Origin of the sequence: Streptomyces daghestanicus (genome assembly GCF_020521275.1) — a bacterium.
Lineage (GTDB): Bacteria > Actinomycetota > Actinomycetes > Streptomycetales > Streptomycetaceae > Streptomyces > Streptomyces griseoviridis.
On record NZ_BNDX01000008.1, the window covers coordinates 1,577,465 to 1,591,144 of the forward strand.

Here is a 13,680-nt window from a genome sequence, read left to right on the forward strand (position 1 = left end):
GACGGCGGGGGCGGCGGCGGTACGGGCGGCAGCCCGGACGGCGTGCGGGGCGCGGACGGGGCGCGGGGCGCGGACGGGGCGCGGGGCGCGGGGGGCACGTACATTCCCGTGTTCCTCTACCACGCCGTGATGGACGACCCGCCCGGCTGGATCGCCGAGTTCACCGTCACGCCCCGGCAGTTCGCCGCGCACCTGGACGTGATCACCGGCAGCGGCCGCACCCCGCTGACCATCGGCGCGCTCGCCGGGCACCTCGCGGGACGCGCCCCGCTGCCGCCCCGGCCGGTGCTGCTGACCTTCGACGACGGCTTCGCCGACCTGCCGGGGCCGACCGCCGCGACGCTGGCGGGGCGCGGGCTGCCCGCCACCGCCTACCTCACCACCGGCGCCATCGCGCCCGGCGGACGCAGCCTGCTGCCGCCGGCGCCGATGATGACCCTCGCCCAGGCGGCCGGCCTGGCGGACCACGGCATGGAGGTCGGCAGCCACACCGTCACCCACGCCCAGCTCGACACCCTGTCCACCAGGGACCTGACGGTCGAACTCCGGTCCTCCAAGGCCGTGCTGGAGGACACCCTCGGCCGACCGGTGCGCCACCTCGCCTACCCGCACGGCTACAACAGCGCCAAGGTCCGCAGACTGGCGGCCCGAGCCGGGTACGAGACGGCGACCGCGGTGCGGCACGCGCTCAGCTCCGACCGGGACGAGCGCTACCGCATCGCCCGGCTCATCGTCCGCCGCACCCACACCGTCGCCGACGTCCAGGCGTGGCTGTCCGGGCGGGGCGTGCGGACCGCGCCCTACCGGGACGCCCCCAGGACGGTCGCCTGGCGCTGGTACCGGCGGGGCCGCGCCCTGCTGCGCGGTCCCGAGTTCGCCGGGTGACCGGCCCGGTGCTCACTCCAGGGGCTGGTGGAGGTACGGGTCGGCGACCGCCTCGCGCAGACTGCGCCAGGCCGCGTCGCCGGCCACCGAGAGGTCGCAGTGCGGCCCCGGGTCCCGGTAGTTCCACTGGAGCGCGGCCTTGACCCCGTCCAGTTCCTTCAGGACCCCGGGGACCCGCGCGTACCACTCGGCCTGCCGCCGGGGCCGCTCCGGGTCGGCGGCGCTGCCGAACTCCGAGAGCATCAGCGGCTTGTCGTCGGACAGGTGTGTGCGGACCCAGTCGTGCGTGGCCCGCTGGGTCTGCGCGAAGCTCAGCCAGTCCGCCTGGTGGCAGAGGTAGTAGTTGTACTGGTTGTAGCCGATCCAGTCGACGTAGTCGTCCCCGGGGTAGAGCCGCTCGAAGAGGCCGGCGTGGTCCAGGTAGCCGGTGATGATCCACGTCCACACCACGTTGTCCACGCCCAGCTCGCGGAAGCGGTCGTGGAGGTGCCGGTAGGCGCGGACGTACTCCTCGGGGCTGCCGCTGGCCGGCGTGCGGGTGTCCATCTCCAGGTCGAAGGAGAGGAACACCTTCTTGCCGGTGCGCTCCCCGTACTCCTTGATCCGCCGCGCCTGGACGTCGATGACGGAGGCGTCCAGCTCGCCCCCGTGGATCTGCCGCCAGGTCGGCTGCTGCCGCTTCGTGCCGCCCCACCACTTGCTCTCCCAGGACAGCAGCAGCATCCGGTCCTCGCCGACGCGCTGTTCCTGCTCGGTGAGCAGCTGGCCCTCCAGCCGGGTGCCGGTGACGGCGGACATGTCGTGGTACGTGTACACGATGTCGAGCCTGCGGCCGGCCTTCTCCTCGTAGGCGCGCACCCGCTCGGCGAGGTCGGTCCTGTCGTGCGGCACGAACGCCCCGAACCAGGCGCCGCAGGGCGGTTCGAGCAGGGCGGTCGGGCGGCACTTCCCGTCCCGGCCGGCGCCGGCGCCGTCGTCCGGCCCGCCGGTGCCGCGCAGCGCGAGCACCGCCAGCAGCAGCGCGCAGGCGACCGTGGCGGAGGTGAGCAGCACGCGGCGCGCGTTCACGGAGCGGAACCCTTCCGTGTCCTCGGCGTCCTCGGCGTCCTCGGCGTCCTTGAGGTTCTGCGGGTCTTCGGTGGCGTCCCCGGCGCCGGGGTGGCGCGCAGGCTCGGGCAGCACGCGGCGAGCGTGGTCAGCAGGGTGAGGCTCAGCAGGACGCGTTCGCCGCTGAAGGCGTGCGTGGCGATGAACACCGTCGAGACCAGCACGACGGCGCAGACGCTCAGCAGGACGGCGAGCATCGCCTGTTCCAGCAGGTCGGAGTGGCGGTCGAAGGCGGCGTCGCGGTCGGCCGGCCCCTCGGCGGGCCGGGACCCCAGGGCCGGGGCGCAGATCCTGACCAGGGCGGCGCCGGGCCCGGCCGCCAGGAACAGCGCGACCGCCGCGCCGCGCGGCGGCGAACCGCCGGGCAGCGCCAGCGCGGCCACGGCCAGCCAGCCGCCGAACGCGGGCAGCGTACGGATCACCAGGTCCCGCGGTGTCATCGGCTCGCTCCTTCCACCGGGCCGGCGGCCGGCTCCAGGACCCAGACCGTCCCGGCGCTGTTCTCCGCGACCGGCCGGAACCTCGGTGAGGCGGCCACCGACCGGCGGACGCGCTCCAGTTGCGCGCCGTCGAGCCGGCCGTTCATCTCCGAGTCGGCCACCTGCCCCCGGGTGAGCAGGAGATAGGCGCGGCCGGGCGGTTCCACGGCGCTCATGTCCCGGGCCAGGGTGGCGGCCGGGCTGCGCACGATCCGGTCGACGTGGTCGCGGCCGTCCTCCAGGAACCAGTAGTGGTCGACGCTCCCGTACGCCTCGTAGGCGAGCGGGTAGTTGCGGTTGGCGGCGACCACGAGCGACCCCGCCGGCGCCCGGTCGAACAGGTCCCGGACGAGCGCGACCTCGGCGGGCGGGAAGTAGTTGATCCGGTCCTTGCCGGAGTAGGCCGGTACGAAGGCCAGGGTGCCGGCCAGCAGCGCGAGCAGCGGCACCCAGACGCCGTACGCGAGGCCGGGCAGCCGCGGCCGGAGCGGGTGCGGCACGGCGGGCCGCCCGGCCGTCTCCCGCGCGGTGAGGCCGGCGGACAGGGTGCGTCCCCGGGGCAGCAGCGCGGCGCCCGCGAAGAAGGCCGCGCCGGGCAGCATGAACATCAGTACCCGGAAGATCATCTCGCTGCCGTAGCTGCTGGCCACGAACATCGGCAGCGGGGCCGCGGCGATGAGCAGCAGCGGCAGCGCCCGGCGCCGCAGCACCGGCCGGCGCAGCACGCCGAGCGCCGCGAGCAGCAGGACGGACCCCGACAGCAGCCGGGCCGCCCAGGAGGTCGCGATCGCTCCGGTGCCGGTGGGGGTGGCGCCGTACCCGGTCTCCACGTTGCCGCCGATGTCACCGATGGAGCGGATCATGTCCGGCATCGCGGCGGACAGGAAGGGCAGCGCCGCCGTGAGGCACCAGGCCAGGAAGAGGACGACCGCGGTGGCCGCCGGCGCCCAGTCGCGGTAGCGGCGGGCGAGGCAGAGGGCCAGCAGGGAGACGACCAGCATGCCGGGCGTCAGCTGGTGCGTGACGACGATGGTGGTGAGCAGCGCGGTCAGCAGCACCGTCCACACGGCGGTCCGCGGCCGGCCGGGCCGCCCGCCGTACCGGCGCAGGACGACGGCGAGCACGCCGAGGTGCAGCGCGAAGGCGACGGACTGGGGGGAGAAGTAGTCCTGACCCACCCAGTTGGCGGCGTAGAACAGCCAGACCGCGGTCCAGATCAGACGGCGGTCGGTGGTGAAGGTGCGGTAGATCAGGAGCAGCGGGAGCAGCAGCATCAGGCTGGAGACCAGGGGCCACCACGCCATGTACATCGCCGTGTTGTCCACCCCGAGCAGCCGGACCAGCGCGGCCTGGGCGGCGAAGAAGCCCGGCCACTGGTCGTAGACGGACATGTCCCCGATCTCCGCCTCGCTCTGGAGGCCGCCGGCGGTCAGCAGGTGGCCGACGACCGCGTCGTGCTTCCACGCCCAGGCGTACAGCGGGGTCGGGTAGACCAGGGCCTGGGTGGCCCGCTCCATCAGCAGCAGCCCGACGACGTACGCCGCCGGCCAGCCCTGCGCGCGGTGCGGCGCGCGGACGGTGGACCAAAAGCCCCCGGTGAGCAGCGCCAGACCCGCCCAGAAGGCCGGGTGGACCGCGCTGACCAGGCCGAAGTCGTCGAGCTGGGAGACGTCGGTGTGGCCGAGGGCGTACGTCCACAGGGCGAGGGCCACGAGCAGGGGCAGGGCGGGCCAGGCGCCGGCACGGCGGCGCCGGGGCCGTGGGGGCGCCGGGTACGCGTCCTCGGCGTTTCGGTCCGCCGGTTCCCGGGAGGCCGGTGTCGCGGGCGTCCCGGCCCGCTCGCCCCGGCGGGGCGCTTCTTCGGGCCCGGACGCGCTCGGGGCGGTTCCGGGGATCTCCTCCGCTTCCGTCGCCGCGTTCCCGGACGTGTCCTCCGGTCCGGCCGGTGTCTGCGGACGCGGCACGGGCTCCGGTGCGGATCTCTCCCGTGGAGTGGCTGGCGGACGCACGACGTTCCCCCCTGGCGGTTCGGCTCTGTGCTCGGTCAGTCCCTGGATCTGTCGTTCGGTCTGGAACGGTGCGGGGGCTCGGGCGTCGATGCCGGTACCGGTCCTGGTGTCGGTTCTGGCCCCGGTGTCGGATCTGGCCTCTGTCCGGATGCCGGTGCCGGTGTGGGTGCCGGTGCCGACGCCGGTGGTCGGCGCAGCGTGCTCAGGACGAGGGCGAGCAGGGTGAGCAGCAGCAGGAGGGGCGGCGCGACCGGCGCGAGCGCCTGCCCCCACACCCAGCCCGCCACCGCGGCGAGATACAGGGCCCCCCAGCGCCCCGGCCACGGCAGCCGCCCGCCCGCGTACGCGAGCAGCCGCTCCAGCGGCACGAGGCACAGCAGCAGCAGAACGGGCGGCGCCCAGCGCAGCAGCGGCTCGGGGCCGCCGAGCCCCACCGCCTCCGCGAGGAAACCGGCCGTCCCGCGGTAGAACGTCCCGGCCACCGGCTCCGGTTCCCGGCCGAGGGCGACGGGTGCCGCGTGCAGCGCGGTCAGGGCGGCGCCGAGCGCGGCGCCGGGCAGCAGCCGGCCGGGGCGGGCGCACAGGGTCACCGAGGCCGCGAAGACGACCAGCAGCACCCCGCCGGCGACGAGCGCGGTGAGGGGCAGCCGCGCGAGCAGCTCACGGCCGGTCGGTGCGGCCCGGGAGGCCCCGTCCAGCCAGGGCAGTCCGCGCGACGCCGTCCAGCAGGCCGCGGAGGCGAGCCCCAGCACCAGCCAGAGGCCGATGCGCAACGGCCGCTCCCGGTCGGCTTCCCCGGCTCCCTCAGCGCTGGCGGTCCCGGCCCCCGCGGCGCCGGTGGCGGCCGGGACTTCCCCGTCCCCGGCGTCCGGCGGCCGGACGATCTCCGCGAGCGGGTCCGCCGCCAGCGCCTCCCGCTCGTAACCGGGCCGTCCGATGAAGAGGGTGACGGTGTCCTCCCGGCCCTCGCCCGGCGTGCCGCCGGGAGGACCGTGCTCGTGGGCGGTGCGGCGGGCCCAGCTCGTGCCGTATCCGGCGGTCGCGTTCAGCCGCGCCCAGCGGGTGCCGTAGGCCGGGGTGCCGCAGGCCGGGGTGCCGCAGTCGGAGGTCCCGTGGGCAGGCGTGCCGGGGGTGGGCGTGCCGGGGGCAGGCGTGCCGGGCGCCGTACTCGTGCCGGGCGCCGTACTCGTGCCGCGCGCCACCTCGCCCGCCCCCTCGCCCAACCCTCCGCCCGCCCCCTCGCCCGGTCCGCCGCCCGGCCTCCGGCCGGACCCGCCCCCGCGCAGTGCCGCGCGCAGACCCGGCACGCAGCCCGCGGCGACCACCGTCATGCCCAGCAGCACCGCCCAGCCGGCGCCCGCGATCCCGGACGGGGTGAACAGCACCGTCGCGCTGCCCAGCACGAGGGCGCACATGGCGCCCTGCACGGCGGCGAGCACACCGGTGCGCCCCTGGACGCGCAGCACCCCGATGTACAGCTCCACGACGATCCGCGGCAGCGCGCCGAGGGCGAGCAGCCGCAGCACCGTGGAGCCGTGCTCGGCGTAGTCGTCGTCGAACGGGGCGAGGATCTGCGGCGCGAAGGCCACCAGGAACGCCACGACCGGCACCAGCAGCACCGTCATGCGGCGCAGCGCCCCGCGGACGCCGTCGGCGAGGCGGCGCGGGTCGTGCGAGGCGTGCGCGGTGAGCGAGGAGGCCATGTTGATGGCCATGAACTCCATCGTGCCGCCGACGGTGTACGCCACGTAGAAGTAGCCGTTCTCCGCGGCGGTGAAGCGGACCGCGACCATCACCGGCAGCAGGTTGATCATGGCCAGGCTGAACAGCGCCCCCAGCGAGTCCCCCGCCAGGAAGCGGCCCATCTCGCGGTAGGCGGGCGGTTCGAGGTCGCGGTCCGCGGCGGCCTGGCGCGGGATCAGCCTGCGGAAGATCAGCCAGCCGAGGGGCAGCGTGGAGAAGGCGATCGCCACGGCCCAGGAGACGAAGATGCCGAGCACCGGCAGCGCGGAGGCGAACACGGCGAGCAGGATCAGCTTGCCGACGGAGAAGGCCGCGTTGCCCGCCGGCACCCACTCGGCCTTGCGCAGTCCGGTCAGCACGCCGTCCTGGAGGGTGAGCAGCGCCCAGGCCACGCACGCGGCGACGAACAGCGTCCCCGCCACCGGGGTGCCCAGGGGCGCGTACGAGTCGCCCCACCGGTCGAGGGTGAGCAGGAAGACGCCCGCGGCCAGCGCGACCACCACCGAACTGGCCGCGTAGGCACGCCACACCAGCGCCCCCGTGGCCCGTCCGGCGCGCGGCACGAAGCGGACGACGGCGCCGATCATCGTCGTCGCCGTGATGCTGGCCAGCAGCCGCATCGCCGCGATCGCGGCGGAGCCCTGGCCGACCGCCTCCTCCGTGTAGTACCGGGCGGACACCAGCCAGAAGCCCAGCCCGAGCACGGCGGACACGCCGGTGCTGAGCATCAGGAAGTAGGCGTTCTTGAACAGCGAGTCCCCGCCGCGCGCCTCCCGCGCGGTGCCGCCACCGCCGCCGTCGGCCCGCGTCGCCGCCGTCTCCCGCACCTGCGCCTCAGCCACGGACCGGTCCCGGCCCGCCCGGCGACGACCGCTCTCCGCGCGCCCCGGCTGCCGCGAACGGCTCGGCCGGCCGCACCCCCGCCTCCTCCAGGGCCGCGATGGCCTCCCGGGCCCGCAGCGGGTCCACGGGCAGCGCGTGCCGCGCGAACCAGCGCGCCGCCTCCGGGGCCGGCGACGGGTCGGTGAAGTCGGCGCCCGCGTAGTCGTCCAGGGGCGGGTCGTAGAGGTAGCCGACGACGATGCCCCGGCGGGCCAGGGCCGCCGCTGCCGCGTCCCGGTCGGCCACGAGCAGCGGCACCCGGAACAGCGGCCGCGCGGCCGGCGGCCGGTCCGCGTACCGGGCGTACGCCCAGTCCGTCGCCAGCAGCAGTTCCGTCCCCGCCCGGCAGGCGGCGAGCACCTCGTCCAGCCGGTCCAGGTGCCGGGCGACGCGGGCCAGCCGGAACCGGCCGCCCCTCCGGCGGTAGTCGTGCATGTCGACGCGGACCCAGGGGTCGTGCGCGTCGAGGCCGGGCGCGGCGGCGACCGCGCGGGCCAGCGCCTCGGGGCGCAGCGGCATCCGGATCTCCTCGCGCTCGGCCGTACCGAGCCTCCGCAGCACCGCCCACGCGGCCCGCCGCAGCCCCAGCCCCCGCACGGCGGCCTCCGCGTACGGCCGCACCGCGTAGGCCAGTTCGGCCGTGGTCCGGCGCGGCGCCAGCAGGTCCTCGCAGGCCTGCGCCAGCAGGTCCCGCACCCCCGGGTCGGCGACCGCGAGGATGCCCCCGGCGTGCGCCCCGACATGCTTGGACAGGCTGAAGAAGGACGCGTCGCCCCAGGTCCCGACCGGCCGGCCCCCCACCTCGCCGCCGATCGCGTGCGCCGCGTCCTCGAACAGCGGGATGCCCAGCGCGTCGCAGCGCGCCCGCAGTCCGGGAGCCGGGTCGGGATTCCCGTACAGGTTGGTCGTCAGCACGGCGGACAGCGAACCCCAGGTCCCCTCGGGCACGGCGTCGAGGTCGAGGGACGCGTCCCACGGCTTCAGCGGTGCCTGCACCGGCCGCAGCCCGGCCGCCAGGACGACGAAGAAGATGACGTCGTCGTTGACCGGCGACATCAGCACCCGGCCGCCCGGCGGGCACCAGTGCCGCAGCGCCGCGTACATGCCGAGCCGGCACGACGGTACGTACACGCACTCCCGGCCGAGTCTGTCGCGCATGGCCCGCGCCGGCCGCCCCGGCCTGGCATGCGACGGCACCGAACCCGGACCGGCCTCCCCCATGGCCATCCGCTCCCCCTGGCGTGCCATCGGTACGCCCTCTCCCCGAGGCCTTCCGGCACCCGCCCAGAGTCTCCCCGTTCGCACCGCTCCGTCAAGATTGCGGACCGGCCCGTGGACAACGTCCCGCACACAAGCGGAAGCGGAGCGCTACCTCCCGGCCATCGCGTCCGGCGCCCCGTCCGCCCCTCACCCACGGGCGCCCGGCGCTCTGCCCCGGCACGCCCCGGCGGACGTAACGTGTGCCCCGGCCACGGAACACCCGGCACAGACGACCGGCACAGACGACCGGCACAGACGATGCGCCGCGCCCACCGCGCGGCCCATCGCCGAGTACGAAAGCGAGGCACCGTCCATGCCCCCCTTCGACGTCCCCGAAGGCGACCCCTTCGGCCCGCACAACCTCCCCTACGGCGTGTTCTCGATCCCGGGCGAGCGGGAGCGGACGGTGGGCGTCCGGCTGGGCGACCACGTCCTCGACGCGGGAGCCGCCGCCCGCGCCCTCGGCTCGCCCTACGCGGACCTGCTCGCCCGGCCCACCCTCAACCCGCTGCTGGCCGCCGGCCGCACCGCCTGGTCCGACGTACGCCGCGCGCTGACCGCCTGGGTCACGGTCCCCGCTCACCGCGAGACCCTCGCCCCGCTCCTGCGCCCCCTCTCCTCGGTCACCCTCCACCTGCCGTTCGAGGTGGCCGACTACGTCGACTTCTACGCCTCGGAGAACCACGCCCGGAACGTCGGCCGCATCTTCCGCCCGGACGCCGCGGACTCCCTCACCCCGAACTGGAAGCACCTGCCGATCGGCTACCACGGCCGCGCCGGCACGGTCGTGGTGTCGGGCACCGACGTCATCCGGCCCTCCGGGCAGCGCAGGTCACCCGCCGACCCGGCGCCCGTCTTCGGCCCGTCCGTGCGCCTGGACATCGAGGCCGAGGTCGGTTTCGTGGTCGGGACCCCGAGCGAGCCCGGCCGGCCGGTCCCGCTCCGCGACTGGCGCGAGCACGTCTTCGGCCTCTGCCTCCTGAACGACTGGTCGGCCCGGGACATCCAGGCCTGGGAGTACGTCCCCCTCGGCCCCTTCCTCGGGAAGTCCTTCGCCACCTCGGTCGCCGCCTGGATCACCCCGCTCGACGCCCTGGAGGACGCCCGCACCGCACCGCCGGAGCGGACCCACCCGCTGCTGCCCTACCTCGACGACACCGACACCGAGCCGAGCGGCTACGACCTGCGGATCTCCGTCGCCGTCAACGGCCATGTCGTCTCCGAACCGCCCTTCTCCACCATGTACTGGACGGCCGCCCAGCAGCTGGCCCACCTGACCGTCAACGGCGCTTCACTGCGCACCGGCGACCTGTACGGCTCGGGCACCGTGAGCGGTCCCGCCGAGCGGGAGCGGGGGTCCCTGCTGGAGCTGACCTGGAACGGCCGCGACCCGCTCGAACTCCCCGACGGCAAGCGGACCTTCCTGGAGGACGGTGACGTCGTCACCCTGTCGGCATGGGCCCCCGGCCCGGACGGGACCCGGGTCGGCCTGGGCGAGGTGACGGGTCGGGTGATCCCGGCCTGACGGGACGACGGGACGAACGGCCCCGGCCCGACGGGACGGATGGCTCCGGCCTCACGGAGCGGGTGGTCCCGGCCTGACGAGACGACGGAACGAACGGTCCCGGCCCGACGGGACGGATGGCTCCGGCCTCACGGGACGGGCGGTCCCGGCCTGACGAGACGACGGGACGGGCGGTCCCGGCTCGACGGGACGGATGGCTCGGGCCTCACGGGACGGGTGGTCCCGGCCCCACGGGACGAACGGTCCCGGCCCCACGGGACGGGCGGTCCCGGCCCCACGGGACGGGCGGTCCCGGCCTGACGAGACGACGGGACGGGCGGTCCCGGCTCGACGGGACAGGCGGTCCCGGCCCCACGGGACGGATGGCTCCGGCCTCACGGAGCGGGTGGTCCCGGTCCGGCGGGGCCGCCGGCGGGGCGCGAAGAGGCCGGTGCCGGACCCGTGCCCGGCGTTCACCGCGCGGTCGGGCGTGTTCGATCGCCCACGGCACCTGACTCGCACCGCCCCGCACCGTCATACTGGCGACGAGCGGCGCGGGCGCCCCTGCGCGCTCGCCCGCACGAGCCAGAGCCGAGCCGCCCGTCCCCCCAGGAACCGGAGCCCGTGGCATGACCGTCAGCCTCATCCTGCTGAGCGTCGTCGCCCTGACCGCCGCCGTGCCGGCGCCCCGCGCGCTGACCCGGGCCGCCTGGCCGGAACGCGACCCCGTGGTCGCCCTGTGGGTGTGGCAGTGCCTGGTCGCGACCGTCCTGCTGTGCTGCCTGACGGCCCTGGCGCTGGGTGCCGCCGCCGTCTTCGGCACGGTCCGCGCCCAGCTCTTCGCCCCGGCGCCGCCCGCGGTGACCGAGGCGTACGACCTGTCCGCGGGCCCGCCCTGGGCGACGGTCCTCACCCTGCTGCTGGCCTGCGGGGCCGCTTGGACGACCGCCATGCTCGCCCGGGAACTGGTCGAGGCCCGCCGGCGCCGCGCCCGCGCCCGCTCGCATCTGCGCGAGCGCGCCCCCGACCTGCCCGCCGGGCTCCCGGCCGCGCGCGGCCCCCTCCTCGTGCTGGAGGACGAGTACCCGGACGCCTGGTGGCTGCCCGGCAGCCCGCCCCAGCTGATCGTCACCACCGGGGCCCTGCAGCGTCTCACCGACCACCAGATCGACGCCGTCCTCACCCATGAGCGCGGCCACGCCCGCGCCCGCCACGACTGGCTGCTGCACCTCTCCACCGCGTTGGCCACCGGATTCCCCCGTATCCCGCTCTTCGCCCACTTCTGCGACCAGACCCACCGCCTGGTGGAGCTGGCCGCCGACGACACCGCCTCCCGGCGCTGCGGTCACCTGACCACGGCCCTCGCCCTGATCGAGCTGAACCAGCACCGGGGCGTCCTGTCCTGCGCCTCCAGCCACCGTCTCCTCGGCGAACGGGTCGACCGGCTGCTGGAGCCGCAGCCCCGCCTGGGCCGCCGCCACCGGGCCATGACGACGGCGACGGCCGCCCTGGTCCCGCTGCTCCCCCTGCTGATCACCTTCGCGCCGGGGCTCACGGCCCTGTCCTGAGGCGACCGCCCCTGCCGGACCGCCGCCGCCTCCCCCTCCGCTGCCGCCTCCGCGTGAGGGCCACGCCGGGAGAAGGGCTATATCCAGTCCTCGGGCTCCGGCTCGGGCTCGTGTCCGGGCCAGTCGTCCTCTCCCGGCACCGGCGCGGAACCGGAGCCGGCGCCCGTACCGCCACCCGTGTGCGTGCCGGTACCGGCGCCGGTGCTCGTGCCGGACGCGGACGCGGCGTCGCCCTCCGGCCCGCCCACTCCGGCGAGCACCTCCAGCACGCCCTCCCCGTACGTCGTCAGCTTCTTCTCGCCGACGCCGTTGATCCCGCCGAGCTGCCCGATCGACGTGGGCCACACCGTGGCGATCTCCCGCAGCGTGGCGTCGTGGAAGATGACGTACGCCGGAACGCCCTGCTCCCTGGCCTGCTCGGCACGCCAGGCGCGCAGCGCCTCGAAGGCGGGGACCAGCGACGCCGGCAGCTCGGCCACCGCGGCCTTGGCCTTGCGCTCCCCGCGTCCCCCGCCGGACGTCCGGGCCGCCGCCGGTTTCTTCGGCTCCTTGCGCAGCGGGACGTCCCGCTCCCCGCGCAGCACGGCCGCGCTGTCGTCGGTCAGCACCAGCGTGCCGTACTCCCCCTCGACCGCCAGCAGGCCCTGGGCCAGGAGCTGGCGGACGACGCCCCGCCACTCGCCCTCGGTCAGGTCCTCCCCGATGCCGAAGACGGAGAGCTGGTCGTGGTCGAACTGGATGACCTTGGCGGTGCGCTTGCCCAGCAGGATGTCGATGATCTGCCCGGCGCCGAACTTCTGCCCGCGCTCCCGCTTCAGCCGTACCACCGTCGACAGCGCCTTCTGCGCCGCCACCGTGCCGTCCCAGGTCTCCGGCGGGGTGAGGCAGGTGTCGCAGTTGCCGCAGCCGGGCCGCTCCGGGTCCTGTCCGAAGTAGGCGAGCAACTGGGCCCGGCGGCACTGGACGGTCTCGCACAGGGCGAGCATGGCGTCGAGGTGGGACTGCGCCCGCCGCCGGAACGCCTCGTCGCCCTCGCCGGACTGGATGAGCTTGCGCTGCTGCACGACGTCGTTGAGGCCGTAGGCCATCCAGGCCGTGGACGGCAGTCCGTCGCGGCCGGCGCGGCCCGTCTCCTGGTAGTAGCCCTCCACCGACTTGGGCAGGTCGAGGTGGGCGACGAACCGCACGTCCGGCTTGTCGATGCCCATGCCGAAGGCGATGGTCGCGACGACCACCAGGCCCTCCTCGCGCAGGAAGCGCGACTGGTGCGCCGCCCGGGTGCCCGCGTCCAGGCCCGCGTGGTACGGCACCGCCTCGATGCCGTTGCGGGAGAGGAACTCGGCCGTCCGGTCCACCGAGTTCCGGGAGAGGCAGTAGACGATGCCCGCGTCGCCCGGGTGCTCCTCCCGCAGGAAGCTCAGCAACTGCTTCTTGGGGTCGGTCTTCGGAACGATCCGGTACTGGATGTTGGGCCGGTCGAAACTGGCCACGAAGTGCCGGGCCGCCGGCATGTTCAGCCGCTCGGTGATCTCCCGGTGGGTGGCGTGGGTGGCCGTCGCCGTGAGCGCGATGCGGGGTACGTCCGGCCAGCGCTCGCCCAGCAGCGACAGGGCCAGGTAGTCCGGCCGGAAGTCGTGCCCCCACTGCGAGACGCAGTGCGCCTCGTCGATGGCGAAGACCGCGATCTTGCCCCGGGAGAGCAGGTCGAGGGTGCTCTCCAGCCGCAGCCGCTCGGGCGCGAGGTAGAGCAGGTCCAGCTCGCCGGCGAGGAACTCGGCCTCCACCGTGCGCCGCTCGTCGAAGTCCTGCGTCGAGTTCATGAACCCGGCGCGGACGCCGAGCGCCCGCAGCGCGTCCACCTGGTCCTGCATGAGGGCGATGAGCGGGGAGATCACTATGCCGGTACCGGGCCTGACCAGCGACGGGATCTGGTAGCACAGCGACTTTCCGCCGCCGGTCGGCATGAGCACGACGGCGTCACCGCCCGCGACCACATGGTCGATGACCGCTTCCTGCTCACCCCGGAAGTCCTCGTACCCGAAGACCCGGCGCAGCGCGGCCACCGCCTCGCTGTCCGCACTGCCCGCGGCCCTGGTCCCTGCCGTCTCGCCGATCACGCTCGTCCCGCCCATCGTCCTGTCCCCCGTACGTCCTGCCCCGTCTGCCCGGCCCGCTCGCGCCGCTCCGACCACTGCCTCCACGATAGGGGTCCGCACCGACAGCCCCGGAGTTGTCCACAGGAC

9 protein-coding genes are annotated in these 13,680 nt (G+C 75.3%); 3 read left to right on the top strand and 6 right to left on the bottom strand.

The genetic code is table 11. The features are described 5' to 3' along the window. Positions 1 to 129: 129 nt before the first annotated feature. On the top strand, positions 130 to 885 hold the full coding sequence (locus Sdagh_RS16640) for a polysaccharide deacetylase family protein (RefSeq protein WP_189423192.1): 756 nt from the start codon (positions 130 to 132) through the stop codon (positions 883 to 885). 12 nt (positions 886 to 897) lie between these two features. Here the strand turns inward: Sdagh_RS16640 and Sdagh_RS16645 are convergent, their stop codons facing one another. The 5 genes from Sdagh_RS16645 to Sdagh_RS16665 form a co-directional block, all read right to left on the bottom strand. Further along, on the bottom strand, positions 898 to 2,067 hold the full coding sequence (locus Sdagh_RS16645; RefSeq protein ID WP_226535201.1) for a glycoside hydrolase family 26 protein: 1,170 nt from the start codon (positions 2,065 to 2,067) through the stop codon (positions 898 to 900). After that, the gene (locus Sdagh_RS16650) at positions 1,950 to 2,432 is read right to left on the bottom strand and encodes a hypothetical protein (RefSeq protein WP_226535204.1); all 483 of its coding nucleotides are present in this window, start codon (positions 2,430 to 2,432) and stop codon (positions 1,950 to 1,952) included. Before Sdagh_RS16650 ends, Sdagh_RS16645 begins: the two co-directional genes overlap by 118 nt. Further along, a complete protein-coding gene (locus tag Sdagh_RS16655) occupies positions 2,429 to 4,435 on the bottom strand; it encodes a glycosyltransferase (protein ID WP_226535206.1) in 2,007 nt (668 codons plus the stop codon). Before Sdagh_RS16655 ends, Sdagh_RS16650 begins: the two co-directional genes overlap by 4 nt. Positions 4,436 to 4,515: 80 nt before the next feature. Beyond that, on the bottom strand, positions 4,516 to 7,065 hold the full coding sequence (locus Sdagh_RS16660; protein ID WP_226535208.1) for a lipopolysaccharide biosynthesis protein: 2,550 nt from the start codon (positions 7,063 to 7,065) through the stop codon (positions 4,516 to 4,518). After that, positions 7,058 to 8,263 (bottom strand): DegT/DnrJ/EryC1/StrS family aminotransferase, encoded by a 1,206-nt coding sequence (locus tag Sdagh_RS16665; protein WP_226535216.1) that lies wholly within the window; start codon positions 8,261 to 8,263, stop codon positions 7,058 to 7,060. Before Sdagh_RS16665 ends, Sdagh_RS16660 begins: the two co-directional genes overlap by 8 nt. A gap of 415 nt (positions 8,264 to 8,678) precedes the next feature. On the opposite strand from Sdagh_RS16665, the gene fahA reads away from it, so the two are divergent. Both fahA and Sdagh_RS16675 read left to right on the top strand, forming a co-directional pair. Then, positions 8,679 to 9,890: a fumarylacetoacetase gene (gene fahA / locus Sdagh_RS16670; protein WP_190011369.1), complete on the top strand. Its 1,212-nt coding sequence runs from the start codon at positions 8,679 to 8,681 to the stop codon at positions 9,888 to 9,890. A gap of 608 nt (positions 9,891 to 10,498) precedes the next feature. Next, positions 10,499 to 11,437 carry a M56 family metallopeptidase gene (locus Sdagh_RS16675; RefSeq protein WP_189423155.1) on the top strand — a complete coding sequence of 313 codons (939 nt, stop codon included), beginning with the start codon at positions 10,499 to 10,501 and terminating at the stop codon, positions 11,435 to 11,437. Between the two features lie 77 nt (positions 11,438 to 11,514). Here Sdagh_RS16675 and recQ read toward each other — a convergent pair whose 3' ends face one another. Then, positions 11,515 to 13,569, bottom strand: a complete 2,055-nt coding sequence (gene recQ / locus Sdagh_RS16680) for a DNA helicase RecQ (protein ID WP_190077930.1) — start codon at positions 13,567 to 13,569, stop codon at positions 11,515 to 11,517. Positions 13,570 to 13,680 lie beyond the last annotated feature (111 nt).

Excerpts from the sequence above, each read along its gene's own strand:
- Sdagh_RS16640 (WP_189423192.1), top strand. The coding sequence starts at position 130 with ATGGACGACCCGCCCGGCTGGATCGCCGAGTTCACCGTCACGCCCCGG.
- Sdagh_RS16665 (WP_226535216.1), bottom strand. The coding sequence starts at position 8,263 with ATGCGCGACAGACTCGGCCGGGAGTGCGTGTACGTACCGTCGTGCCGG.
- fahA (WP_190011369.1), top strand. The coding sequence starts at position 8,679 with ATGCCCCCCTTCGACGTCCCCGAAGGCGACCCCTTCGGCCCGCACAAC.
- recQ (WP_190077930.1), bottom strand. The coding sequence starts at position 13,569 with ATGGGCGGGACGAGCGTGATCGGCGAGACGGCAGGGACCAGGGCCGCG.
- Sdagh_RS16675 (WP_189423155.1), top strand. The coding sequence starts at position 10,499 with ATGACCGTCAGCCTCATCCTGCTGAGCGTCGTCGCCCTGACCGCCGCC.
- Sdagh_RS16650 (WP_226535204.1), bottom strand. The coding sequence starts at position 2,432 with ATGACACCGCGGGACCTGGTGATCCGTACGCTGCCCGCGTTCGGCGGC.